Source organism: Streptomyces sp. NPDC059696 (assembly GCF_042733745.1).
Taxonomy (GTDB): Bacteria; Actinomycetota; Actinomycetes; order Streptomycetales; family Streptomycetaceae; genus Streptomyces.
The window spans coordinates 1-24,349 of record NZ_JBHWFG010000058.1 but is presented as its reverse complement, the minus strand read 5'-3'; the positions used below and the strand labels follow the sequence as shown (position 1 = coordinate 24,349).

Annotated in this window: 18 protein-coding genes and 4 pseudogenes; 12 read left to right on the top strand and 10 right to left on the bottom strand. The window is 67.5% G+C overall.

Features of this window, described 5'->3' with window-relative positions:
- Nucleotides 1–4,784 (bottom strand): IPT/TIG domain-containing protein (locus tag ACFV20_RS35515; RefSeq protein ID WP_385664982.1); only part of this gene is annotated, 4,784 nt, incomplete at its 3' end.
- 1,506 nt (nt 4,785–6,290) lie between these two features.
- Between ACFV20_RS35515 and ACFV20_RS35510 the strand changes: the two genes are divergently transcribed.
- Nucleotides 6,291–7,985, top strand: coding sequence for a DUF6528 family protein (locus tag ACFV20_RS35510; RefSeq protein WP_385664979.1), 1,695 nt, complete (start codon nt 6,291–6,293; stop codon nt 7,983–7,985).
- A 427-nt stretch (nt 7,986–8,412) separates the two neighbouring features.
- Here ACFV20_RS35510 and ACFV20_RS35505 read toward each other — a convergent pair whose 3' ends face one another.
- Complete coding sequence (locus ACFV20_RS35505) at nt 8,413–8,934, bottom strand: GNAT family N-acetyltransferase (RefSeq protein ID WP_385664977.1); 522 nt, start codon at nt 8,932–8,934, stop codon at nt 8,413–8,415.
- 104 nt (nt 8,935–9,038) lie between these two features.
- Between ACFV20_RS35505 and ACFV20_RS35500 the strand changes: the two genes are divergently transcribed.
- The 4 genes from ACFV20_RS35500 to ACFV20_RS35485 all read left to right on the top strand — a co-directional run bounded on the left by ACFV20_RS35500 (nt 9,039) and on the right by ACFV20_RS35485 (nt 11,974).
- Entirely contained in the window at nt 9,039–9,584 is a 546-nt protein-coding gene (locus ACFV20_RS35500; RefSeq protein WP_385664974.1) for a transposase, read from the top strand.
- 153 nt (nt 9,585–9,737) lie between these two features.
- Nucleotides 9,738–10,250 (top strand): hypothetical protein, encoded by a 513-nt coding sequence (locus ACFV20_RS35495; RefSeq protein WP_385664972.1) that lies wholly within the window; start codon nt 9,738–9,740, stop codon nt 10,248–10,250.
- A 27-nt stretch (nt 10,251–10,277) separates the two neighbouring features.
- Nucleotides 10,278–10,535, top strand: coding sequence for a transposase (locus ACFV20_RS35490; protein ID WP_385664988.1), 258 nt, complete (start codon nt 10,278–10,280; stop codon nt 10,533–10,535).
- A gap of 650 nt (nt 10,536–11,185) precedes the next feature.
- Nucleotides 11,186–11,974, top strand: a complete 789-nt coding sequence (locus tag ACFV20_RS35485; RefSeq protein ID WP_385664987.1) for a tetratricopeptide repeat protein — start codon at nt 11,186–11,188, stop codon at nt 11,972–11,974.
- A 112-nt stretch (nt 11,975–12,086) separates the two neighbouring features.
- Here the strand turns inward: ACFV20_RS35485 and ACFV20_RS35480 are convergent.
- A pseudogene (locus ACFV20_RS35480) lies at nt 12,087–12,495 on the bottom strand (NAD-dependent epimerase/dehydratase family protein); the annotation flags it as partial.
- Between the two features lie 103 nt (nt 12,496–12,598).
- Between ACFV20_RS35480 and ACFV20_RS35475 the strand changes: the two are divergent.
- Together ACFV20_RS35475 and ACFV20_RS35470 are read left to right on the top strand one after the other, a co-directional pair.
- The gene (locus ACFV20_RS35475; protein ID WP_385664969.1) at nt 12,599–13,447 is read left to right on the top strand and encodes a helix-turn-helix transcriptional regulator; all 849 of its coding nucleotides are present in this window, start codon (nt 12,599–12,601) and stop codon (nt 13,445–13,447) included.
- Nucleotides 13,448–13,660: 213 nt separating this feature from the next.
- A pseudogene (locus tag ACFV20_RS35470) lies at nt 13,661–13,762 on the top strand (IS5/IS1182 family transposase); the annotation flags it as partial.
- A gap of 331 nt (nt 13,763–14,093) precedes the next feature.
- Here ACFV20_RS35470 and ACFV20_RS35465 read toward each other — a convergent pair.
- A complete protein-coding gene (locus tag ACFV20_RS35465; protein WP_385664966.1) occupies nt 14,094–14,543 on the bottom strand; it encodes a hypothetical protein in 450 nt (149 codons plus the stop codon).
- Between the two features lie 302 nt (nt 14,544–14,845).
- Between ACFV20_RS35465 and ACFV20_RS35460 the strand changes: the two are divergent.
- Nucleotides 14,846–15,318: pseudogene (locus tag ACFV20_RS35460) on the top strand (transposase family protein); the annotation flags it as partial.
- A gap of 576 nt (nt 15,319–15,894) precedes the next feature.
- Nucleotides 15,895–16,250: pseudogene (locus tag ACFV20_RS35455) on the top strand (ATP-binding protein); the annotation flags it as partial.
- Between the two features lie 225 nt (nt 16,251–16,475).
- Here the strand turns inward: ACFV20_RS35455 and ACFV20_RS35450 are convergent.
- Together ACFV20_RS35450 and ACFV20_RS35445 are read right to left on the bottom strand one after the other, a co-directional pair.
- Nucleotides 16,476–16,682, bottom strand: coding sequence for a DUF6193 family natural product biosynthesis protein (locus ACFV20_RS35450; protein ID WP_385664963.1), 207 nt, complete (start codon nt 16,680–16,682; stop codon nt 16,476–16,478).
- Nucleotides 16,683–17,207: 525 nt separating this feature from the next.
- Nucleotides 17,208–17,891, bottom strand: coding sequence for a hypothetical protein (locus ACFV20_RS35445; RefSeq protein ID WP_385664961.1), 684 nt, complete (start codon nt 17,889–17,891; stop codon nt 17,208–17,210).
- Between the two features lie 227 nt (nt 17,892–18,118).
- Between ACFV20_RS35445 and ACFV20_RS35440 the strand changes: the two genes are divergently transcribed.
- Nucleotides 18,119–18,733 carry a hypothetical protein gene (locus tag ACFV20_RS35440; protein ID WP_385664958.1) on the top strand — a complete coding sequence of 205 codons (615 nt, stop codon included), beginning with the start codon at nt 18,119–18,121 and terminating at the stop codon, nt 18,731–18,733.
- A gap of 398 nt (nt 18,734–19,131) precedes the next feature.
- Here the strand turns inward: ACFV20_RS35440 and ACFV20_RS35435 are convergent, their stop codons facing one another.
- Nucleotides 19,132–19,362 carry a hypothetical protein gene (locus ACFV20_RS35435; protein WP_385664955.1) on the bottom strand — a complete coding sequence of 77 codons (231 nt, stop codon included), beginning with the start codon at nt 19,360–19,362 and terminating at the stop codon, nt 19,132–19,134.
- A 61-nt stretch (nt 19,363–19,423) separates the two neighbouring features.
- On the opposite strand from ACFV20_RS35435, the gene ACFV20_RS35430 reads away from it, so the two are divergent.
- Both ACFV20_RS35430 and ACFV20_RS35425 read left to right on the top strand, forming a co-directional pair.
- Entirely contained in the window at nt 19,424–19,627 is a 204-nt protein-coding gene (locus ACFV20_RS35430; RefSeq protein WP_385664952.1) for a hypothetical protein, read from the top strand.
- Between the two features lie 435 nt (nt 19,628–20,062).
- Nucleotides 20,063–20,862, top strand: a protein-coding gene (locus ACFV20_RS35425; RefSeq protein WP_385664984.1) for an IS5 family transposase whose coding sequence is annotated in 2 segments (ribosomal slippage) — nt 20,063–20,411 and nt 20,411–20,862 — 801 coding nt in all. Because the reading frame shifts where the segments join, the coding sequence is not laid out codon by codon here.
- Nucleotides 20,863–20,987: 125 nt separating this feature from the next.
- On the opposite strand, the gene ACFV20_RS35420 is transcribed toward ACFV20_RS35425, so the two are convergent.
- The 3 genes from ACFV20_RS35420 to ACFV20_RS35410 all read right to left on the bottom strand — a co-directional run.
- Nucleotides 20,988–21,875: a Dyp-type peroxidase gene (locus ACFV20_RS35420; protein WP_385664949.1), complete on the bottom strand. Its 888-nt coding sequence runs from the start codon at nt 21,873–21,875 to the stop codon at nt 20,988–20,990.
- Between the two features lie 399 nt (nt 21,876–22,274).
- Nucleotides 22,275–22,532 (bottom strand): hypothetical protein, encoded by a 258-nt coding sequence (locus tag ACFV20_RS35415; RefSeq protein WP_333937352.1) that lies wholly within the window; start codon nt 22,530–22,532, stop codon nt 22,275–22,277.
- A 111-nt stretch (nt 22,533–22,643) separates the two neighbouring features.
- On the bottom strand, nt 22,644–24,349 hold a 1,706-nt coding region (locus ACFV20_RS35410; protein ID WP_385664945.1), incomplete at its 5' end, for an RHS repeat-associated core domain-containing protein.

The window sequence follows — 24,349 nt, the reverse complement described above, 5'->3', positions numbered from 1 at the left end:
TCGAACAGTGCCTGCGCGCCGAGCGGGTCGGTCGCCGTCTTGGGGCGGTCGGCCTGGTCGTAGTCCCACTTGGTGGTGTTCTGGCGGGCGTCGGTCAGGGTGGTGAGGTTGCCGTTCTCGTCGTAGCCGAGCGTGGTGGTGTGCCCCAGTGGGTCGGTGATCTCCCTGGGCTGGTTGAGCGCGTCGAACAGGACCGTGGTCTGTGAGCCGGCCTCGTCGGTGAGGGCGCTGATGCGGCCGGCGGCGTCGGTGAACTGCCGGGTGATGCGCCCCTCGGCGTCCTTCACCTGGGCCAGGTCGCCGTGCTGGTAGGTGTATTCGCTGGTTGCCTTCGCATTGTCGGTGACCGTCTTGACCTGACCGCTTGCGTTGAACGTGAAGCCTGTCTTGCGGCCTTCGGGGTCGGTGACCGTCTCCAGGTCGCCGGCGGTGTTGTAGCCGAAGACGGTGGTGTTGCCCAGCGGGTCGCCGGCCTGGGTCGGCTGGTCGTAGGGGCCGTCGAAGGTTGTCTTGCCCGTGGAGCGGGCATTGGCGGTGCCGGCCAGCTCGAGCGCCGAGGTGACGTGCCCGTTCGTGTCGTAGGACAGTTCGGTGCGACGGCCGAAAGGGTCCACTACGGCAGCGATGCGGTGCTTGCTACCTCGCTCGTAGAGCGTCTTACGGGCCAGCGCCGTGCCGTACGCCTGGGTCTCGTTGACGGCGAAGCCGCTGTTGTCGAACTCCACCCTGCGTACAGCGCCGCCCGGTTGGGTGACCTCTGTGGCGGTGATCTGGCCGGCCGGGGTCTTCGTGTAGGCGAAGGAGTATTCCTGTCCCTCGGTCAGCGTCTGCTTCTTGACCCGGCCGTCGGCGTAGTAGCTGTTGGTCATGTAGACGATGCCGCGGGCATCCTTGGCGGTGGCGATCCGGTTGGTCGCGCCGTCGTAGGCGAAGGAACTGACTTTGCCCGCGGGGTCGGTGACCGTCTTGAGCCGTCCGGCCTCGTCGTAGGTGTAGGACGTGCTGCGGCCGATGTTGTCCTGCGCCTTGGTGATCCGTTGGGCGCTGTCGTAGCTGAAGGAGATCCAGCGTCCGCCGGGGGCGGTGACGGCAGTGATGTCGCCCTTGGAGCCGTTGGAGCGGGTGATGCGCAGCGCGTTGCCGTGCCGGTCGCGGATCTCCTGCAAGGGCCCGTACCAGGGAAAGACGTAGTCGGTGCCGTCTCTCAGGCGCAGGTGCCAGCTGCCCGACTCCTGGCTGATCTTGGCGCCGTTCAGGGCGGTGGGGGTGCCTTCGGGTTCGAAGACCGCATCGGCATAGCCGGTGCCCGGGGAGGTCCGCACGAAGTGGACCTTCTTGCCGCCCGGTAGGTACAGGTCCACCTCTGTGTAGAGGCGTTTGGAGTGCAGGTACATGTTGTAGGACAGGTCGCGGCCTATGCCGAAGGCGCGAGGGCGGGTGTCGCCCTGCCAGTAGGTGCGGGTGACCTCGGCCGAGCCCAGCGGCCCGGACACGCCCAGATCGGTGCGGGAGTCGGTGAGCAGGCCGGTCTGGAGGTCGACGGGGTCGCCGGAGAGCCAGTCGATGATGTCCGGGATGGCGGAGATGTCGAAGGGGATGACGTCGGAGATGCTGAGCATGGCGCCGTGGAAGGCCCATACGCGCGTCTTGTCGTCGGGAACGACCTGTTTGCCGTCGCGGGTGACGGCGCCGTGCCCGTAGGTGTGCCAGCCCCTGCGCTCGGGATCGTAGGCGAGGAAGTCGATCCGGGTACCGGGAGCTTCGTGCGTGTAGTTCGGGTAGACGATCTGCGCGCCCTTGGGGAACAGATACGAGCCGCCCGGCTGGACGGTGAAGTACACCGGCACGGCACTGTTCTCGGGCAACGGGAACGGGGGACGGTCGACGGGGATCGCGGTGATGCCCAGCTCGGTGACCGGCTTGCCGTGTTCGTCGCGCACCACCGAGCCCTTCGGGATACGTACCTCAAGGCCCGGGATCTGCGGGGTGGTCAGCGTGACGTCCGATCGGGTCGGGGTGTCGAAGGTGACGGCGTGCTTGGTGTCCAGCGGCGTCAACCAGACGGGGAAACCCAGGTCCGTGCTGCGGCCCGCCACCGGCCGGATCCGGATGTCGTAGCGCCCGTAGCTGCGCTTGGCGGTCTTCGCGCTCGCTCCGTCCACGACCAGGGTGGTGGCCTCGGCACTGATACCGGACAGCAGGAAGCGTCCCCGGCCGTCGGTCTTCGTGCTCTTCGCTCCGACCCGGACGGTCACCTTGGGCAGCGGCTTGCCGTCCAGTTTCAGCACATGACCGGTCACCGACGTGCTGCCAGGCGGCGCACGCAGCGCGGCCGGGGCCTTCGGCCCGGCACCCCGCCCCGTGAGCCAGTCACGGCCCTTGAGGTGGTGCGTGCCCGGACGCCAGGCATCGCGCCCCTTCGGCACGATACCGGCCGCCTTCTTCGCCTTCGCCGCCTTGGTCTTCGCCTGCTGCTCGAGCCGGTCACACTCATCCGCGCGCACCCTGAGCCAGTCCGGCAGCGACAAGGCGAAAGTGCGGGCCAGACGCTCGGCGCGGCACGCGCTCTTCACCGACATCTGCGGCACGTTGCTGGTGAACGCGTCCCTCTTCGCAGCTGAGGCCGCCGCTTTGAGGCTCACGCTGAGCGAGCCGGTGGCCGCATTGGTGGGGTTGAGCCTCACCTTGTAGGTGCCGGCTTCGGCAAGGTCGGTCAAGGCAATCGACCCCGACGCGCCGGCCGAGATCAGCCGGAAACTGACCACCGGGGTGCCGGACGGGGCCAGCACGTCCGCCCACAGACTGCTGGTGAAGGTGTTCGCCGCCACCTCCAGCAACAGGTCATCACCCGCCTTCGCGGTGAACGAGGCATGGATGTTCTGCCCGGCCCGGGCCACCGTCGCCTTCACCGCGGCACCACCACGCGCGAGCACGCCGACATCGGTCGGCTTGGACAGGGTCAGCGTCACCTTGCCGACGTCCAGCTTGCGGTCCGCCACCCGCACCGTGTAGGTGCCGGCCGCCAGCGCCCCGCTGTCCCAGGCATCGTTACGGCCGGGAGCTGCCGTGATGCTGGAGACGAAGTTGCCGTCCGGACCGGTGATCGTGACGGTCGCGTACGACGGCATCGTCGCCCCCGTCGCGGCGAGACTAACGAATTCCCCGGCCTGCGCTGTGAAGGTGGCGACGCCGTCCTGCCCGGGACGGGTGATATTCAGTGTCGGCGACGCACCCGTCGCACTGAGTGCCCCGCCCTGGGCGTAGTGGGAGATGGCGACCTTGACCGTTCCGGTGCCGCCGCCGTCGGGATCGCAGCGCAGCGTGTACTGGCCGCTCTGCGGAAGCGAGTCGACGTCCAGGGAGTGGCTGTCGCCGTTGGGAACGGGCAGATACTCACCTTGCGTGCCGTCCGGCCGGTAGATGTAGCAGCGCAGATAGCCGCCCATCGCCGTGGCGTCCACGCCGACGCTCAACGATTCGCCCTTGGCCGCGGTGAAGGTCCAGTTGCCGTCCTGCCCGATCCGGGACAGCGCCGTGGACACCGTCGGCCCGTCGAAAGACGCGGCCGCGTTGACCGGCTTGGACAGCATCACCGCCACGGAGCCCGTGTCGGTGGAGCGCGGGTCGATGACGAACTGGTACGTCCCCGACTCCGGCAGGCCGGTGACCTCCCAGTCGGCCGCCGTGCCGCCGAAGCTGTTGGAAGCCACCGTCGTGCCCTGCGGTGAGACGAGACTGATGGAGGTCTGGGAGGTGAACGAGCCTCCCTGCAGACCGAAGCCGACTGCGTCGCCCCGTTCGGCGTCGAACAGGATCCGCGCCTTGTGCTCGGCTGTCACCACCGCCACCTGCGAGGGGTCCGTATCGGTGAACGAGGCCCGCATCGTCGTGTCGAACAAGGCCCCTTCACCGTCGGCGGTGACGGTGAAGTCGCCCGGCGCCTCAGCTGAACCAGCGGGGGTGTCCACCTCCACCCGTCCGGTACGGGCGTGGGGCGGCACCTCGACGGTCAGCGAAGAAGTGGAAGCCTTCTTCACCTGCGCGACCAGGCCGTTGAACCGCACCACGTTGTCGTTGACCGCGGAGGCGAACCCGGCACCGGACAGGGTGACTTGGCTGCCGGACGCGCCGGAAGCGGGCTCGACCTTCGCCACGCTCGGCCCGGCCGGCGCCACGATGAACGCCTCTATCGCGTCGGCGGACGCACCGCCCGCGCTCACGGTGACCTTTCCGTTGACGGCCCCGGCGGGGACGGTGACGACGAGACGGGTGGCGGAGGCGGAGGTGACGGCCGCGGCTTTGCCGCCGATCGTCACGGTGTTGCCGGCGGCGGTGGGGGAGAAGCCGGTGCCCGACAGCGTGATCTTCGCTCCCGGAGCTGCCCGGACAGGAACCACCGACAGCACCGACAGCGTGCTGGAAGCGAAGCGGTCGATGCCCAGCCGGTTGCCCGCCTCGTCGTAGCGGTAACGCGCCGTCTGACCGCCAGGATCGGTGACACCGGCTAACCGGCCTGCCGCGTCATAGGCGTAGACGGCGTTGTTCGTCGTGGGCTCGGCGGCAGCCGGCACCTTCGGCTTCGCCGCGGGCTTGGCCGGTGCCTGGTCTTGAGGCTGAGAAGGAGCAGCGCTCGCTGACGGAGTGGTCTTGGCGGGCCGAGGCTCCGGCGGCAGAGCCTCGGCCGACACCGCCCCTGCGGCCAGCGCCAGAACCAGTACACCGACCGTCACCAGCCTATGCCGTCCCCGTCTGATCACACCTAAATGCCCAACCCGCGACCGCATGCGCCCTCCCCAAGGCACTGCACAGGGCACCCAGGCCCCGTGAACCCCACCCACATCGCACGAGCCGTCACACCATAACCACACTGCGTCATGTACGTGACAGAAGAGGCTCTGCATGGCCGAGATTGGACAGTCACACGTGTCGAAAGTGAGAGGGAGACGGCCGGAAGTAACTTGATGATCTCCGTGATCGCCTGCTTCCTGCCCTTGCTCACTGGTTGGCCCGTAGCTTTGCGACATAAGCCTAAGGACGGGCGCGTGGGCAGTGGAGGCGTCAGTGCTGGCGGAATGTACTGAGCAACCGTGTCACGAGTGTCCGTCTCCGGGTCGCTGTCGCTTGATGCGCGGTCGGCGTGGAGGGTGGTGGTTCGACGATCCGGCCAGTGCAGCGCGACCATGCGGAGGACCCGCTCTCTCATTCTGGGGTCCGGATCGTGAGTGGCACTACGTTCGGCGACCAGCCGACCATCGTCATTTGGCCCTATCACTGGCTGGGCCAGCGCCTCGGGGTCATCACGGGCCGGTTCACGGGCGAGGCCTGCGGCCGAGCACGGGCGTCCACATGTCCGGGGCAGGCCGTGCTGTTTGAGGCCATCGAGTACGGCCGCTCCCAGCGACACCTCGCGGGCGAGCGCAGTGCCGGGGAGGGGCGATCGTGGCTTGCAGATCGCTGACCCAAGCACAGCGGATGACCTGCACGAACCTGCTGCAGCTGGTGCCCCTGGAGTCCTTGCTGGGGACGGGGCCACGGCCGCTGCGGTGGGCCAATGGCGCGACACCACGCCCATCGCCACTCACTCAGCAGCGATCCGCGCAAGGCCTTCCCGGAGTCGGCGGACGGCCTCCTCCGCCTCCGTGTATTCCTCAGGTCTTGTGAGGACAGTGCCAAACGTGCCGCCACGATCAGCAGGCAGGGCACGCCAGCGCAGAACTGGTTTGAGCGCGTTGACGGCACCGGAAAGGAACCAGGCCAGGCGGCCGTGAGTGCGAGCGAGGGAGAATGCCAGAACAGCCGAGCGTTTCCCGCAGGTGTTCGAGCCGGTCGATCTGCGGCAATGCCTCCTGGACATCCCCCGGCCTGACAACTTTGCGCAGGCCGGCCTCAGTCTCATGAGCGAGAGCACGTTCGCTCGGAGTCAGCTTCCACACCGAGCCGGCGCGTCGCCGCGGGGCAGTGTTCCCGAACGCCAGTGACGGTGTCTCCGGTCGTACTGGCTGTAGAGTTCATGATCACTTCAGAATGGAACACTCGCCCGAGTTGGTGAGAGCGGCCTGCTCCGTCGTGGGCGGGAAGCGGGCATGAGGGGGGAAGGAATGTCTCGGCACCTGGCGAGGATCTTCAGACGGAAGGTCTTCGTTGCGTCGGGCGGTTTGGCCCTGGCGGTCTCTCTGTTGACGCCGGCCTCTTCCGCGCAACGGTCTGTGCAGGCGGAGCCAGCGGTACAGCCGGTGGCAGCGACAGCGACGGGCGCGGTCTCACCGTTCGCTCAGAGCGGCCCGCGCAACATGATCAAGCGGCTCCAAGACACGTACATCAGCAGCACGGACAACGGCGACCACTCGCAGGAACGCCTGCTGCACATCGGCACGCCGAACGGTGGCGCGACCAAGTACCGCAGCTTCCTGAAGTTCGACGTCTCCCGCCTGACCGGCGCGAACATCAAGAGCGCGTCCCTGCGGATGTACAACTCGTTCGTGGCAGTGCAGGACTGCAACCAGAACCCCTGGTTCGGTGTGTACCGCGTGGCCGAGGCATGGGACCAGCAGACGATCACCTGGGCGAACCAGCCGACCGTCGGTGAAGGTGTCGGCAAATGGTTCGGTGTCGGACACCCCACCTGCGAAGACCAGCCCAACAAGTACCTGCCGGACGAGTCCTCGGGCATCCTGCGAATCGATATCACCGACATGGTCAAGGCCTGGACCAGGCCGGGCACGACGACGCCCAACCATGGCATCAGGCTCAGCAGCAACGAGGGAGCACCCCACCCGACGACCGGCGCCACCGGGTACAAGGACTTCTGCTCCATGAACCCGACGACTCCGGACAACGACAGGGCGTGCACGAAGGCCTACTTCACGCCCACCCTGGAGGTCGAGTTCAACGAGGGGTCCACCCCGTTGATCGCGGGCAACGAGTACGGCCCGCCCTACGCCGGCGGCTATCCCGTAGCGACCGAGGCGCTGGAGTTCCTGGACTCCAACAAGCCCTCTGTGTGGGAGGCTTCGAAGCCGTACCAGCGGTGGCTTCCCGACGCCTACCACTCGGTGGAGGACACATCCCTGAACGGTGCCGCCTGGAAGGGAGGAACCTCGCACAAGCTCCGGCCCGGTGGTGTCTACGGCGACCAGGTGCTGGTGACCGGTGACGGCGCCAGCGGCTTCATTGGTGTCATCCCCTACCCGGCCCTCTCCGGATACCACTGGGCCATCAACGTCAAGAGCGCGGGCGAACCCGGGGACCTGCACGGCGTGGAGGTCCTTCCTGACGGGGGAGTTGTCGCCGCGTTCGCCGGAGGCAATGGCTTCCCCGGCAAGATCGAGCTGTACACCAGGGCGCAGGGCACGCCGGGAAACTGGAGCGGCACGCCGAAGCAGACGATCCCGCTGAACTCCGCACATGAGGTCGTGTACGACCCGAACGGCGGGTATGTCTGGGCCCTCGGCGGCCTGGAACTGGTCAGGTTCACGTACGACACCGGCACCAAGCAACTCACCGATCCCACACGTTTCGCGCTGCCCAAGCAGCCGGGCGGGGGCGGCGCTTGGGGCCATGACCTGACCCCGGTCTACGGGAACCCGGACCGCCTCTGGGTGGGCGCCAACGGAGGCGTCACTCAGTTCTCCAAGAGCGGCGCGGCTCGATGCCACACGAACGACGATCCCACCAAGTGGCCCGCCACCACGCAGGTTGCGGAGATCGAGAACGGCTCCAACCACTGGTGCACCAACTATGTCAACGAGCCGCTGGTCAACACGCGAGTCATGCTCAACAGTGTCGGCAGCGATCCGGTGACGGGCCGGGTGGCCACGACCTGCGCAAAGGAATGCGGCCTGGCCAACCTCGACGCGGATGGGAAACCCACCTACACCACCAGCTGGATTGAGACCATCGACTCTCTAGATGGCCTGAAACAGTATCGCTGGAGCGAACACAGCAAGCACTACAAGGCGACTTGGGGGGTCGCCTCCTACACGTAGAGAACTGTCGGAGGCCCGGTGTGATCGATCAGCTCCTGCGGGACAATCACGCCGGGTCTTTCCCACAGTGTCTGCAAGCCGGGCGCGGGGTCGGCCAGCACAGCCAGGCGATCGTCAAAGCCGTCACCGAAGAGCTGATCGTCGACACGAGCCGGTCGGTAAACGCCTCAGGGGGCAGCTACCCTGGGGCTGCGTGCCCCTTAGGCGGCCGCGACGTCCCGTGCCAGGGGGAGAGGTTCGATGGCGGCGGCGCCGTTGAGACGGACCATGCCTCCCGGATAGGTCAGGGCTTCCTGGTAGGAGGCAGCCCGGCAGGCCACGACAAGGGGCTGTTTCGCGGGAAGGACCCGGTTGAGGGCAGGCGATTGCGGTGCCGTGCCAGACCTGGGAGAGCTCGTCGAGCCCGTCACAAAGCGGCAGGATGCGGCTAGGAGCGTGGGTCAGTATCCGCCGTAGTGTCGGTCCAGGCGATCTCGAAGTACCTGACGCGTTCGTCTTCTCCGGCCGGACGCATGCCGGCTGCCATCATGACGTGCTGGGACGCGATGTTGTCGTGGTCGGCGTCGCCTTTCACGCAGGTGACGCCGCGTGCCCGCGCGAACAGCAGCAGCCCGCGGAGGGCTTCGGAGGCGTATCCCTTGCCTCGCGCTGACGGGATGAGGCCGTAGCCGATCGTGACACTGCCGTTCTCGTCCGCAGGTCCGTGGAAACCCAGGCCTCCGATCGCCTGACCGTCCTCGCGGCGACGGATCTCATAGTTACCGAACGGTCGGGGATCACCGGTGTTCGCGCAGGTGTCCAGGAAGCGCCTGGCGGCGGACACGTCCCCATCGGTGGGGTATCCGGGCGCCCATCGGGCACCGCCATCCGACCCGCCCGCCACCACTCGCTCAGCCTCGCTGACGGTCATCGGATGAAGCACGAGCCGCGCTGTCACAAGATCGCCCATAGCCGGGAGGAGTATCACGCGGGACGACCGGACCGCACTTGGATTATCCGACCGGGCAGCACCCCGCCTCCGGTCGATGACCGTAGGTGCGGAAGGATCGCGGCATGCTTGGTGGGGATGGGCTGTTCGAGGTCGAGCCGGTGGAGAAGCAGCAGCCGCAGGACCGTCCGGCGGGGGCAGACAAGCGGTTCAGGGCGTTCGACCCGCACCAGGTCCTGCTGCTGCCACCGTCGCTGGACGACTGGCTGCCCCAGGACCACCTCGCCCGGTTCGTCGCCGACCTGGTCGACGAGGTCCTCGACCTCTCGCCGGTGCTGGCGAACTACACCGAGAAGCGCGGCTACCCGCCCTACGATCCGCGGCTGATGCTGCGCCTGCTGATCTACGGCTACACCACCGGCATCCGCTCCTCGCGGGCGCTCGAGCGCAAGTGCGCCGACGACATCGCGTTCCGGTTCCTGGCCGCCGACCAGGCCCCCGACTTCCGCTCGATCTCGCGGTTCCGCCGCCGCCACCTGGACGCCCTCGCCGACCTGTTCACCCAGTCTCTGCACCTCGCGCAGAAACTCGGCATGGTCAAGATGGGCCGCGTCGCCCTGGACGGCACCAAGCTCGAAGCGAACGCCTCCAAGCACAAGGCGATGAGCTAGGGCCGCCTGGTCGATAAGGAAGAGCGGATCGAGGCTGAGATCGCCCAACTGGAGGCCCGGGCCGCCGCACTGCTCGCCGACGCCGAGGCCGCCGACACGGCCGAGGACCGGACCTTCGGCCCCGACGGCAAGGACACCGATCTGCCCGCCGAGTTGGACCGCCGCGAGAAGCGCCTGGCCAGGCTGCAGGCCGCCCGCGCGCAGATCGAGGCCGAAGCCGCCGACAAGGCCCGCGCCCACGCCGAGGACAAGGAACGCCGCCGCCAGGAGCGCGCCGACACCAGCGACGAGCAGGCCGTCACCGACGCCGGGCAGCAGGCCGCCGCGAAGGCCCGGCCCAAGCCCAAGGCCCAGGCCAACTTCACCGACCCCGACTCGCGGATCATGAAGAACAGCGACGGCGCCTACATCCAGGCATACAACGCCCAGGCCACCGTGGACGCCGAACACCAGATCATCACCGCCGCCGGTGACGACCAATCCCTCGGACGCGCTGAACTACACCACGATGCTCGACCAGTCCGCCCAGAACACCGGCGTTCACCCCAAGCAGGCACTGGTCGACGCCGGATACTGCTCCGAGACCAACCTCAAAGCCGCGAAGGACCGCCAACTCGCCTGCGGGACCGACAGTTTCATGGCCACCGGCCGCCTCGCCCACGATGAACAGGTCCCGCCCGCACCGCGCGGACGATCCCGGCGAACGCCACCCTGAAGGAACGCATGGCCCGCAAGCTGCGGACCAAGCCCGGCAAGACCGCCTACAGCCGCCGCAAGGCCATCGTCGAACCCGTCTTCGGCCAGATCATGACCTGCCAGCAAGGCCGCCAACTCCTCCTGCGCGGCGAGGACGGCGCCCGCGGCGAGTGGCGACTGCTGGCCGCCTGCCACAACCTCCGCAAGATCTTCCGACACGCCGGAACCGCCGGACTCGCCGCCCTCGCCAGCTGACCAGCCGGGCCTCCCAACCCCGTCACGGGCCCTACCAGGCCGCACATCTAACGGGCAGGGCCACCCCACCACATCCCGACAGACACCGGCAGGCGACCGCGACCGATCCATCGATCACTGCCAGCGAGGCCGCTTGCTCGTTACTGGCCCACGCTCCTAGCGTCCAGCAGCGCCAGCGCCAGCGCCAGATCACCGGATCCGTCACGGGAGTCGGTGCTGACCGCGCTGCGCTCCGCGGTCCTGCGCGAGGAGCCCTGTGGCCCGTACGGCGGCCCGCCCGAAAAGGTGCGGGTGGACCAACGAAAAACCCCCGGTCCGGCGGCCCTCCGAGGTGGGTGCCAGCCCGCCCGGGGTGTGCGGCGGCCTTCTTCGGGTGGAGTTGCCGGATCCCTGCGGCCGGCCTCCCGACGCACAGGACCTGGATGAAGACGCTCCGGACCGTCGTCATGACCTTCCCGGCGACGGTGTTCGCCTGGAGCACCGTGCTGGTCGTCGTCGGCGAGACAGCCGCGATGGCCGGCCTCGCGTGAACCTCCAGGACGCCAGGGTGCCGACCGTCTCCCTGCACCGCCGCCGCGTAGCCTGCGCAGCATCCGTATGCTCCGGTCATGAGATTTTTACGGCGGCGTGGCCGCAGCGACGCCCAACAAATGACGGGGACGCCTGTGGCGGAGGCCAAAGCCCTCTACAATGCCGGGCGTTACGCCGAAGCGGAAGCCGAAGCCCGCGCCGTGGCCCGATCGCGGCCACGCGACGACGAGTACGCAGCTGTGGCTCTGAACTTCGCCGCGCTCGCGACGGGCGCCCAAGGCCGCCACGCCGAGGCACTGGCCACCTACGACGAGGCGCTTCCTGCCTTCAACAGGATATTCGGAGCCGATCACTGGCTGACCCTGAAGCTGCGCTCGGACCGCGCCCAGCAGATGGTCTCGCTCGGTCAGTACACCGAGTGCGAGGCAGAATGTGCGGCCGTCGCCGAGGCCGCGGGCCGCGGTACCGGCCCGGAGATGTCATTCCTGGCAGCGGCCGCCCGCAACGGGCTGGTCTTCGCCCTCAATGCGCAGGGGCGCCACCAGGAGGCCGAAGCAGTCGCCCGCGAGGCCCTGGCCGCCCATGGCGAACTTGACCGGGGATCCGTCGTCCTGCAACTCGGCCTGGCTCGCAGCCTCAACGGCCAAGCCCGCTACGAAGAGGCCCTCACCGTGGTGCAGGGCGCCGACAAGCTGTACCGCACTCTGCCCGATGACCAACGCCACCCAGACACGGGCGCCGTCCAACTGGTCCTCGCTATGGTCTTGTGGGGGTTGGGACGGGATCCCGATGCCCGTCACCAGGCTGCAGCCGCTCATGATGCGTGCCAGGCTTCCTTCGGTCCGGACCACAGCCGCACCGTCGAGGCCCGAACGCTGCTCGAGCGCATCGACGGCACTCGACCGTAAGCGCGGCGGCCCCGCTCTTGACGCCCGTGCGGCACCAGCTGTCCGAATCGGCGAGGGGCCAGTACCACGGCCCCAGCCCTTCGCTCACGCCTCCGCCCAGTCGAGTCCGAGGTGGGCGGGCTGCTGCTGTCCCGTAGACATTGTTCGTGCTGACCTGCACGAACCGCTCCACTTCGCAGGCCTGCGCTGTGCGGCCGAGGGCCACCGCGGCGTCCCGGTTGACGGCCCATGCCTCCTTGTCCGGCACCCCGCGGAAGGAGGCGGCGACGTTCACGACGGCGTTCACGCCGCCGGCGAGTGCCTTGCCGAGTGTCTCCTCCTCGCGCATGTCTCCTGAGGCGACCTGGGCGCCCAGCTCCGCGAAGCGTTCGCCGCGGGCCGCCTCCCGCACCGGGACACGCACCTGCTCGCCCGGCTGTTGCTGGGCCAGCAGCCGCGGCGAAGCGGCGTCCGATCTGTCCCGTTGCCCCGGTCACCAAGATCAGCGTGATGTGCTCCTCACGCACTGTGTCGCTTGTCATCGGTGACCAGCCTCCGCGGATGCGGGGACCGGGGGGAGAGACCTCTTCATCAGGGGACCGGAAGTCCCTGGATAAGCCGGCCGGCGTACCACACCCTGGAGAGGTGAACCGAGCCGAACTCGCCGACTTCCTGCGCCGCGCCCGCGCCCGCCTGGACCCCTCCGACGTGGGCCTCACAGCCGGAGCCCGCCGCCGTACGCCGGGCCTGCGCCTCGAGGAGGTGGCCCAGCTAGCCGGCATGTCCGTGGACTACTACACGCGGCTGGAACAGTCCCGGGGCCCGCGCCCGTCCCGCCAGATGCTCACCGCCCTCGCCCGCGCCCTTCGCCTGACGGAGGACGAACGCGACCACCTCTTCCACGTGACCGGTGAACAGCCGCCGCGCCGGGAGTCGACCAGCACGCACGTGTGCCCGGGCCTGCTCCTGGTGCTGGACCGGCTGCACGACATCCCGGCGATGGTGGTGACCGGCTGCGGCGAGGTCCTGGCACAGAACGCGCTGTCGCGGGCGCTGAGCGGAGACGTCCTCGCCCGCCCGCCCCGAGGACGCAACATGATCCGCCGCTTCTTCCTGGCCCCGGCCGCCCGGGCACTGTTCCCGCCCGAGGACCGCCCACAGCGCGCCCGCGAGCTGGCCGCCGGCCTGCGCGCGGTGGCCTCGGCCCGCCCCACGGACCCCGACCCCGCCCGCCTCGTCGCCGAACTACGCGTCGCGAGCGAGGAGTTCGCCCGCCTCTGGGACACGCATGAGGTCGCTGTAGGCCGCGCCACCACAAGACGCTTCCGGCACCCTGCGATCGGCATCCTCGAACTCGACTGCGAGATCCTCGTCAACTTCGACCACAACCAGCAACTCGTCATCCACACAGCCCGCCCGGGCACGGAGTCGCACCAGCGCCTGCAGTTGCTGCGGGTCGTGGGCCTGCAGGACCTGACGCCGACGAACTCCTGACCGCGGGCGTCCCTTTCGTGTTCGCTTGCTGCCTCTCGCACCTCGCCCTCGATCCCCTCCTCCTACGCCACCGGGGGCCGGCGGCGGCACAGCATCTGCCACGGCCACAGGCAGGCAGACGCTCCCCCTGCCACCGAGTGGCATGTGCCGGTTTATTGTCGGTGGGGGTGTCAGTGACGGCACGTCATAAGTGGTGTCTTCGCTGGTGGGGTGCTGAGTAAGGGGCGTGGCCTGGCCACACGAACCGACAAGCTCGCGATCGCCTACCAGGCGGCACTCCACCTCGCGGGCATCCTCAACTGGACCGGGCGCTGACCAAAGAGACAGAACCCGGACGTCGGCAGTGAGTGTCTCGAGCCGGGAGCCACACCAGGTCGACTCCTCCACACGGCGATCACCGAGTCCGCTGGTCGGATTCGGGAGGGTCGGGCGGGCCGGCGAGCGCGAGCGGTGTCGTGTGGGAGCCGCTGGGTTAGGGGAAGGGCCGCTCGACCTTCCCAGGCTTCACGGCCCTTCCCCGGCAGGCGCCGTCCCGCTACCCAGGGGATCTGCAGTCATGTGCGGCCGACTTGCCGAGGCTGGGGTGTCCGTGCGGGCCGTGACCCCCGCGGGCGCCTGTCCGGTAGCTTGGCAGCCGTCTGCGTGATCACCTTTGAACGAGTCTGCTGCTGAGGGTGTAGGAACCGCTGGTCCACAGTCTGTAGGAGCGTGATTCGATCCATGCCCGAGCCGATCCGGGCTTCTCGAGGTAGCAGGTGTTTACGTAGACGAGGTAGTCAGGGGCGTAGATCGCGCAGTACCACGTGTAGGTCCCTGCGGCCAGATAGATGTCGCGCGTGACGTAACCCGAGTCCGCCGGAGCGAAGGGGCCTCCTAGGTTGACGTCCCAGGAGTAGTTGCCCGCCGCCAGGTAGATCGTCCTCTGCATGTCGGCTCTGCTGCCCGGCTCGGGATATTGGGTAAGGGTCAAGGTGCGGTTCAAGTCAGCGGCGCCTGCACTGGCCTGGGTGGTGGCGAGCAGAACAGCGCACATGGCTGCCGCCACAACTGCCGAGGCTCGCGCCAGAGCGCGTCTGCCACCTTGAATAAGCGTCATTGCGGTCTCCCCACGTCGTGGCTCCGGCTGAGCAGAGCAGGTACAGCCTTCCTGCTCCTGTCAGGGTGGTCAAGGTATTTGATCAACCATCAACAGCTCCGCAAGCGCGCATGCAGTTGCAACTGACTATCTGTCGGACGGGTCGCCAGCGACCTCATCATCTGCTTGGTCGCCCGCGAGTTCCCCGGACGGTCAACCCCAGAAGAACCAGCGCCTGCTGTCTCGACACCGTCGTCGACTCCGCGCACGTGCGGGCTCAAGAAGGGGGTGGACTCACCAGGTCCGAGCCCGTGGACCGGGGCCTGACGTTGCGGCGACTGGCGCCACTGTTCGGTGTGTCGAAGTCCGCGGCCAGTCGTGTAATTGACCATTTCGACCTGAAGCTCGCTCTCAAACCATGCAAGCGGTTCGCGAAGGACGCCGTGTTGATCGTGGACGGCACTCTGGTCCTCACCCGCGACCGTTCGATCGCCGCGCAGTCGAAGAACTATCGCTATTCCACGGTGCATCAGGTCGTCGTCGACGCGGGCTCCCGCCTTGTTGTCGTGGCAGGGAACCGGACTCGTCATCCTGCACCGCCGCACGAAGGGTGAGGAACTGCCGGCCTGGAAGGGGGAACGCAACCGCTCCCGCAAGAGAGTGCGGGTCTGCGTTGAGCACACCTTCGTCCGCATGAAGAGCTGGAGGATCCTCCGCGGCTGCCGCTCGAAAAGGCGACGGCGTCCACTACGCGATGCTCGGCATCGCCCGCCTGCACAACCTCGCCCTCAGGGGACAGACGAGGTCGCACTGCCGCCACTCGTATCCTCCGTCGACCCCCAAGATCACTTACGGGACAGCCGTTAATCTCTGTTGCCTCGGGCCTGGCGGTCCAGGGACTCCATCAGCCGTGTTTCCGAACGGGCAAGCTCTTCCCGTTGTTCGCCGGGAAGGGAAGCGAGGGCGTCGGCCAGGACCCGCTTTCGCGGGACGTGCACCGTGGTGCCGGAGTAGATCCGGCAACTGGAACACCAGGTGAGTCCGATGCACCGCTCGAACATGGAGGACTCGGGCGGATAGAAGGGGTACTGGTACGGGCGGACGGGCGTGCTGCAGGCGGCACAGATCCGACGGTTGCCGTCGGAGACCGTGTTCCAGATCCCTGCCTTGCGCCAGTGCTGGCGCCCGGCCGGTGCTCTTCACGTCGTCATGCCCAGCATTCTCTCCCACAGTGCGTTTCTCGGACAGACGTTCCGGTGAAGCTGGGTCCGGTGCAGACCGGAAGCCGGGGCCACGTCAAGCCGGCAGAATCGCCGCACCAGCCCCGAAGTGGGTCCGGTTCGGGCCGGGAAAGCGGGGTCAGCTCAGACCTTTGACGCCACTCGTGCTGGCCGAGTGCGATGACCGGGCACGTCGCTGCGAGCGCCGGATCAAAGCCGCCGCGTGAGGCAGAAGTCGCTGCGGGAGTTCGACTTCGACGCCAACCCCGACATCGGCCCCGCCGTGATCCACACCCTGGCACACCTGCGAGTGGGTGAAGAAGGCACAGCCGCTCTGTCTTTTCCAGCGAATCCTTCGGGGGCTGGACCAAGACCTTCACCGACCCCCGGGCTCTGCACCGCGATCGTCGGCCGGCCCACCTTCAACGGCACGATCATCGAGACCGGCACCGACTCCTACCGACTCGCGCACACCCCGAGCAAAGCCCGAAAGTCCGCCGCCACCTGACAGAACGCCAGCGCCGGGGGGGGGGCACCGACGAGATGGCGGCCAACCAGGCGTTCGTACGATCGAAGATCAGGCGGTGCTCTCGCGCTCCGGCCAACCTCCCTCGACGGCCGGGCCGCTGCCTGCGGGAATGTTCGCCGCTACCAGCGCTGCGGCCTCGCCGGCGCTGAGGCGGGCACCGAGCACACGTGAGGGTCTCTGCCCAGATCCCTCCGCGACCCCATCTCACAGCCCGTCCATTGTCGCAATCACACGCGCAAGCTCCTCATGGAACGGAGCAGCGGTGCTGCTGAGCAGGCTGAACTGGCCGTGCGACGGCCACGGGAAGAAGACACGCAGGGCTGGTTGGGCATGCAGAGCCTCGGCAAGTTCGGCGTCGCCCGGCCTGATCACCCGCGAGCGTTCCAAGGTCTGTCGCCAGGCGGTCGGCACGACCCTTCCGGGCGGTGCCGTCTTTCAACGGGGCATCCGCGAGGAGCGTCCACGCGCGGCGCAGCTGACCGATCGAGGCGCCCTCACACCATTCGTGCAGGATGGCGGCCACCACCGCGAGGCTATCGGTGCTGCCGAAGGCGCCCCAGAGCCATCCGGAGTCCGCGGAGATCTCGATACGGAACTCGCGTTCGTCGTCGTTGTTTGCACATACCGCGAACCGCGTCTTTCCCCGAGCACGGCAAGCGGCTACCGCTGGGGCGAACCCCTCAACGGGTTCCATGGGGCCGACAGCGCGCCCGCGGCGAGCCGCTTCGCGAGCCAACGTTTCTCCCAAGCCGCCCGGCACAGCCAACTCTTGGATAGAGGTCGGTCGACACTTCGCTTGAACGTTCCTTCATGCACATACCGTAGGTCGTGGGTGGAGGGTGACCTGTCGCCGTCCTCGGCGCGCTCGCGCTGCTGCACGACCGCCCCGGCCGCGCCGGCGCCCGACTCCCGAAGCCCGAGAGCAAGCGCCCTGCGTCACAGGAGTGGCGGCCCTCCTGGCTCGTGGCTGTCGAGCCAGCGGCGTGCCGCCAGGCTCAGCGGTGTCTCGTCCGGATCGCCCATGTCGTCCATGGTGCCGTCCGTCAGATCCTCGGCCCACTCGCGGAGGACCTGCGAACGATGCGGCGCCTTCAGCACCGAGGTGCTGATGGCGTGCTCCCACGTCGTGGCGAAGCACAGCACGTTCCCGTCGAGGGAAAGCATGCTGAACTCGGGGCGGCAGGGGGCACTGCCGAGCAGCCCGTCAGCTCCCTTGCCCATGATGTCCCACTCGCTTTGCAGCTCGACGCAGTGCCACCGTGCGAGGCGGTCCTGGCCGGGGTGGAGCGCGATCAGGAACCTGCAGTCGGTCTCGGAGAAGAGTCCTTCTTCGACCGACAGCCGGTACCAGTGAGCGTTCGCCTTCTCGTGCAGCTGCGGATCGAGGAAGTCCAGCATGGCCTCGACGCGCCCGTCCTCAGACGGGACACTCGGTGCCTGGCTGGTGACGGTGGGCGGAAGGAGCCCGTCGGGCGCGGTCCAGCCCTCCACGATGCGCAGACCGGCTTCGGCGAGGGACTTCATGATCCCCATCATGCCGTCTCCGCCGATCAGCACAGGGGACAGGGCGGTGCTCGGCTCCGTGCCCGGGCCGAGGCCCGTTGTGGCAGACGCGGCCATGCGTTCCTCGATACCGTCACCGCAGCAAAACGCGGTCATCCCCGTTATACACATGATCGTCCGGACGGGTCCTGGGGCTGGGCCCTAATCGGGCCGGTCATGCATCTGATCCGGGCACCGGTCCGGTCCGGGAAGCGGGGAACGTAAGACGCGCCGGGCCGGGGATTCTTGGCGCGCCGCACCTGGTAGAACACTGGCCCGTGGGTATTGAGGAGCGCGAACGCAAGATGTACCGGCCGCTGCGGCGGGCCGGCCTGGAGGTGATCCCGGACGCCGTGCCGGACGGCACGATCCCGTTGGTCTCCGGATACGGTCCCAAGGACATCGTCGGCGGCTTCTCCCACCGGTACGAAACCCCACGGCTCGTCGAGCGTCTCAACGAGGACTGGCATGACCTGGCGCTCTCCTCGGGTCTTTTCGACCACCGGCGCGAGTTCCTCGTCCTGCTTCCTCACGGCACCTGCACGCACCAGGCCGTCCTGCCGAAGAACCTGCACCACGGCCGCCGTGCCCCATCGCCGGTCTGGACCCGGGTCCGGCTCCTTGACCGCTGGGACATCATGGGCCGCGGTGCGGCATCGGCGTTCCTCGGCATACGTGCGGGCCACCCGGGTTTCAGCATGATGGCGCTCGACAGCAGCGTCTACATGGGCTGCTCGACGGGCGAGATCGGGGTCGACGTGAGGGTGGTGGCCCACCCGGCCCGCTCTGAGAACATCCTGCAGGACCTGGAGTGGTACGCACATTGGGACTATCCCCGCGCCGACAAGGAGTTGCAGAAGCGGATCGCTGCCTGGCTTGCGGGCCGCGCACTGAAGACCGCCGGCTGTTCCGACCGATGACCACGCGGCCCTCGGCAGCGAGGCCGACAAGGCTGTCACCGTCCAGCTGATCATGTGACTACTGAGTTGCCGAATTGTTCACGTGGTCATGGGACGGGGTGACCTGACGGATGCCGAACGGGAGCGGCTTCGCCCGTTCCTACCCGTTCGCTGTAGTCAGTACGGCCGCGGGCGAGCAGCCTGCGCACCATGGCGGGGTCGAGGCCGGGGAAGAGCGCCGGGGAAGAGCGCCTCCATCCCGGGCCACGGGCCGTCGCCCTCGCGGTGCGTCGTGTGCTCGAGGAGACGATGGGAGAGCTCGTGCAGGATGATGTGCCGCTGGTGGAAGGCACTGGTGGACGTCTCGTAGAAGATGTGGTCGGCGTGACCGAGGCTAATCCACAGTCCGCACAGGTTGGCTACGGCCCCCGCCTGGTGCGGCAGGGGCGACGGGTCAGCGGCCTGCCGTGCCGCTGCGCGATCGCGGCGCACAGCGCGTCGACCGTCAGGGGCTGCGACTGCTCGAGCGGCAGGCCGTCCAGAATGGCGTCGCAGCGCGTGCGGAAGTCGAGCCAGGAGTCCACCCCCGGCCGGACAGCGTCCTGCGCCGCGTCCCTCCCCGAGCCCGCGACGGCGTGCCGCGCCGCCATCTCCTGCGGAAGGGAATTCTAAGCGTCCCGCCCCGCACGCCCATGCGACCGCACGGCCTTTTTGCTCGACGAGACCGCGCACCACGTCCAGTCCACGGACACAAAGGGTGGCCACGGCCGCCGCACGCAGGGCGACCGCCTTGACGTCGTTGTTGCACATGGCCGTGATGAGGGCGAGTTGGGCCACGGCCTGATCGGCGACGGCGTCGTCCACGAAGAAGCCGACGGGGACACCGAAGAAGCCGGCGAGCGCGCAGCGTTGTGATGGTGGGGTTGGGCGCCTTCGCGTTCATCAGCATCGACAGCCGGCCCACCAAGAGGGAGACGCCCCCCCGGCTCCTCGACCGCCTTGATGCCGTCGACCACCTCCTGGAGGGTGTGGCGCCTGCCCAGCCGGTTGCACGTGCTCGAAGAGGCACTCGAGGCGGGCGGCCATCCGCTGCCCTTCACTCTCACTCACGATCCCTCACCTCTCGACGCATGCGCCCCCCGGCATTATCCCGTCGCTCCTCACCCTCGCCGTCCGGTGAACACCCACTCAAGGGCTCGGAAACACATAAACATGAACCTCACTCCACAAGTCCGTGTCCATACACGCCCCAAGGGCACGATATTCACCGGATCGAGCTCACAAAGAAAGAAGTTCCCGCACCTTAGAGCTCATCTCATTTGGCGCAATCGATAACCTGCCTGTGTGGGAATCGTTGAGCGGCTGGTGCCGGATGAACTGTGGGAGCTGTTCCAGCGAGTGGTGCCGGAGGTGCCGACCCGGCCTCAGGGCGGTGGCCGGCGCCGACACGGTGACCGGGAAGTGTTGGCTGCGATCGTGTTCGTGGCGACGTCGGGCTGCACGTGGCAGCAGTTGCCGTCCGCCTCGTTCGGGCCGTCGGGAGCCACAGCCCACCGGCGCTTCGCCGAGTGGTCAAAGGCCCGGGTGTGGGCAAAGCTCCACCGCCTGGTGCTCGATGAACTCGGCTCCCGCGGTGAACTGGACTGGTCGCGCTGCGCGATCGACTCGGTGAACACGCGCGCCCTGAAAAGGGGGAACTGACAGGTCCGAATCCTGTGGACCGGGGCAAGTACGGCTCGAAGATCCACTTGATCACTGAGCGGACCGGACTGCCCCTTTCTGTCGGGATCTCCGGCGCGAACCTGCACGACAGCCAGGCCCTCGAACCGCTCGTACGTGGCATCCCGCCAATCCGCTCCCGCCGCGGACCTCGCCGCCGACGGCCCGCCAAGCTCCATGGCGACAAGGGCTACGACTACGACCACCTGCGGCGATGGTTACGCCAGCGCGGCATCCAGCACCGCATCGCCCGCAAAGGCATCGAGTCCTCCCAGCGGCTGGGACGACACCGTTGGACCATCGAACGCAGCATGGCCTGGCTCGCCGGATGCCGCCGACTCCATCGCCGCTACGAGCGCAAGGCCCTCCACTTCCTGGCCTTCACCAGCATCGCCTGCACCCTCATCTGCTACCGCAGGCTCGCCAAATGAGATGACTTCTAAGCCGACCAGCACTGTTGATCGAAGCTCGCAGCCCTACTCTGGGCGCGTAGGAACGCTGTCATGAGGACCCCGGGTGAGGTCCACGTCATCGAGGGCCGCAACCGCTGGGAGTGTCAGCTCTCAGTGAGCGCGCTGAGCCAGGCCTCGCCCGGTGGCGGTACGAAGAAGTAGCCGCCTCCCGTGGTGAGGGTGTACTTGGCCATGGCTTCGCCCTGGAGCCTGCGCTGAACCGCCTCGAAGCCCTTCTCCAGATCACTCTGGAAGCAGGAGAAGATCAGCCCTTGGTCGTCCGGGGCCCGGTGGTAGTTGTAGCTGCGCCGGACCATCGGGGGAGGGGTGCGGGGGTTTGGTGCTGCTCTGCGGACATGTGCGTCTAGTGGGGTGATCTTGCCGTGAGGGTCGGTGGCGAAGACGGCTCGTTCGGTGCTGGGGGTGCCGTCCAGCCACCGGCCGTTCCGGCGTCGGCCGGTGATGCGTTCCTGCTCGTCGAGGGTGTCCCGGTCCCAGAAGTCGGTGGCAAGCCGGATGATCCGGATTACCTCATAGCTGCCGCCGATGGCCCATGACGGCTCACCCTGACCGGCCCTGATGGTCGCACGTTCGGTGATCTCTGCCGCAGTGGCGGGGTTTCCATGCCCTTCGGTGAAGTGGAACGGGTTACGGGACAGGCCCCGGCCGTCCTCGGCGCGGTTCTCGGGACGGGTGCCGTCCGCGCGCCAGCGCACCTGCTGTTGTGGCAGCGCGCGCAGAGTCTGTTCCGCGGCTTGCTGTACGGCACGGGCTGAGGATCCGGTGATATGGAGTAGGAGGTCGCCATGTGATTGGGCAGGGTCCAGTACGTCGCCTTCAAACGATGGCATCCGTTGCAGGTGCCGCAGCTTGTCAGCGCGCGAGGAAAATGCGCCTTCGCCCAGTGCCAGCCAGGCGGCGACGCTGCCGCCGTCGATCGCCGTGATGGCTTGATGGGCAGCGCGCAGCGCGTCTGCGCGTTCGCTGCCCAAGGTGATGTCGAGTGAGATGAGCCGCGCATACGGCAGCGGCGCTGCTCCGCGGAGGTGGGCTGGTGCTTTGTCTTGCCCATCGGGTGAGCCTTTGGACAGAGCTGTGACGCCGACGGCAGTAAGGCCGCCTGCTCCAGCGGCCATTGCAGCCGAAGCAGTTAGGAGTGTGCGCCTACTAGTCATCGTCCTGGGGCACTCTCTTGTCTAGCGGAGCACAGGCCGATCACGCCGGATGCTGCGGTGAGGGTGTCTGCGGCTCGGCGGACGTCCGTGATCGCCCCGGCCAGAGCGGTGTAGCCGAGGTCGCACTGCCGGACCTGCGTCAGGTACCGCCCGCCCAGTAGCAATGCACGCCTCGTGGGGCGCGACGCTGGCCTGCCTGCCACTTCAGGCGATTGATCAGTCTCCCTCAAGGTGAAGTTCCATCGATACTTCATCTGCACACCGCTCGGCCAGTCCTCGGATAGCGGTCAGAATATTGCGCTCCGAATCTCCATCGACCGAACTTCGCTCCACGTCAACCTCGGAAAGGAATTGCGGCATATCTTGCGAGGTCAGAATCAGAGTCCCATAGGGATCTACTCGGTTCAGCATGGGCAGGTTGCTGCTTTCGCAGATTCGTGCGAACAGATCAGAGCCGTCGAGCACAGCGTCCACTTGAGTCAGGTGCCGCCTCTTCGGGCTCGTTCCCGGCCGGTCCACCTGCTTCAACACTACGTCTACGCCCATCGCGACAACTCGTCAAAAACACTCGCCACGAAAATCACCTCACGGGGTATCGGATGGGAATGCTGTAATCAGCTTTCGATCCCGAACCACAACTCTGATGTAGTACTGCGGGTCACCAGCGGCGGTCTTACCAATCGATGACGGAAATCGGTAGAAGTAGACACCATCGTCGGTCTCGCCACCAAGAGCGCGATTGATCATCTTCTGGATCTTCGCCTTGCTCGTCGTGTTGAACTTACTCTTGTTCGGATACTGGCTTCGATTCACATGCCGGTCCCAAATGTGATGCCATCTTCCCTTTGAGATTGGGACCGGGCAGCTGCTGTTGTGAACGAGGACCGGCGTCTCGCCCGCCAGCACATGGTACGTGTGGAGATCGTCGACGGTGAGGTTGTAGACCGAGACGGACTGCGTTCGATGGCCAACGGAAGCGATCTGTACCCAAGTGCCGGCGCTTGTCCGCAGCCACTGTCCGACCTTGAGGTCACCGGCTTCTGCCCATCGGTGAAGGGTGGGTACCCAGAAGGGGTGCCCGTCAGTGGCGGTGATCTGTCCCGTCGAGAGTCCTGTGGGGCCGTCGGTGTCGAGGGTGATGTCGACGAGTTGTTTCTCTCCGCTTCCCTGAATCAGGGCCGTGACTTTGCGGGGGGCGCTCTCGCCGGTTTCTGGGTCGGTGGCGATGACGGTGTCACCGATGTGAATGTCCTTGATGGGCTTGCGGGTGCCGTCGGCCATGAGGACGGGGGTGTCGCCGGTGAAGCTGTTGAAGGGGGTGCAGCCGACTCGGCTGGCGGCCTTGGCGCCTATGCCTGCACCGAGCATGCCGCCGAGGCAGCCGGCTGCGGCGGCGACTCCGACTTGACCCCAGTTGACTTTGCGGCCGGACAGGCGCTGGGTGAGCCAGTCGAGTCCGCCGTCGACGGCGCCGCCGATGATGCAGCCGGCGATGAGGGGGTTGTTGCCGGAGGGGTCGGTGTAGGTGGTTGGGGAGGACAGGGCGTACTGGTAGAGGTTGGTGCCGCCGGCGTGGCCGATGGGGTCTTGGGAGATGAAGCGGCCGGTCTGGGGTTCGTAGTAGCGGTTGCGGTAGTGGAGCAGGCCGGTGCCGTCGTCTTCGCGGCCGGTGAAGGTGTAGGGGTTGGAGGTGGCGGTGCCGGTGGGGGTGGGGGTGCCGTTCGGGTCGTAGGCGTAGGTGGTGGCGATGGTGCCGTCGGTGTTGGCCAGGCCCACGACGGTGCCGAGGGCGTCGGTGAGGTAGACCTGGGTCTTGCCGCCTTCGGTGCGGGTGAGGAACTCGTCCAGGCCCGAGGTGGCCACGCTGGCTGTCGTTGCGCCGGAGGCGTTCTGTTCGACCAGTGGGTTGGTGCCGTCGGTCAGGTACCGGCTGGTGGCGGTGCCGATCGTTTTGGAGATGCGGCCGCCGAGCGGGTCGTAGCCGAACGATGAGGCGGTGCCAGCCTTGGCCAGCCCGGTCAGTTCTCCGCGGGCGTTCCAGGTGTAGGTGCGCAGACCATCATTCTTGAGCTGGCCTTCATCGTCGTAGGTGAAGGTGCGGCCGTTGTAAGTGGTGATGCGGTTGTCCTTGCCGAACTGGGTGCCGCTCTCTGCAGCGGGCAGAGCCACCTTCGCCAGCGAGCCGGTCAGGCCGGCCTGCAGGCCGCGGACGTCCCGGGCATACGTCAGGTCGCCGACCGTTTTGGTGCCTTGTGCGTAGGCGATGGACTTGATGACGCCGGTGGTGTCGT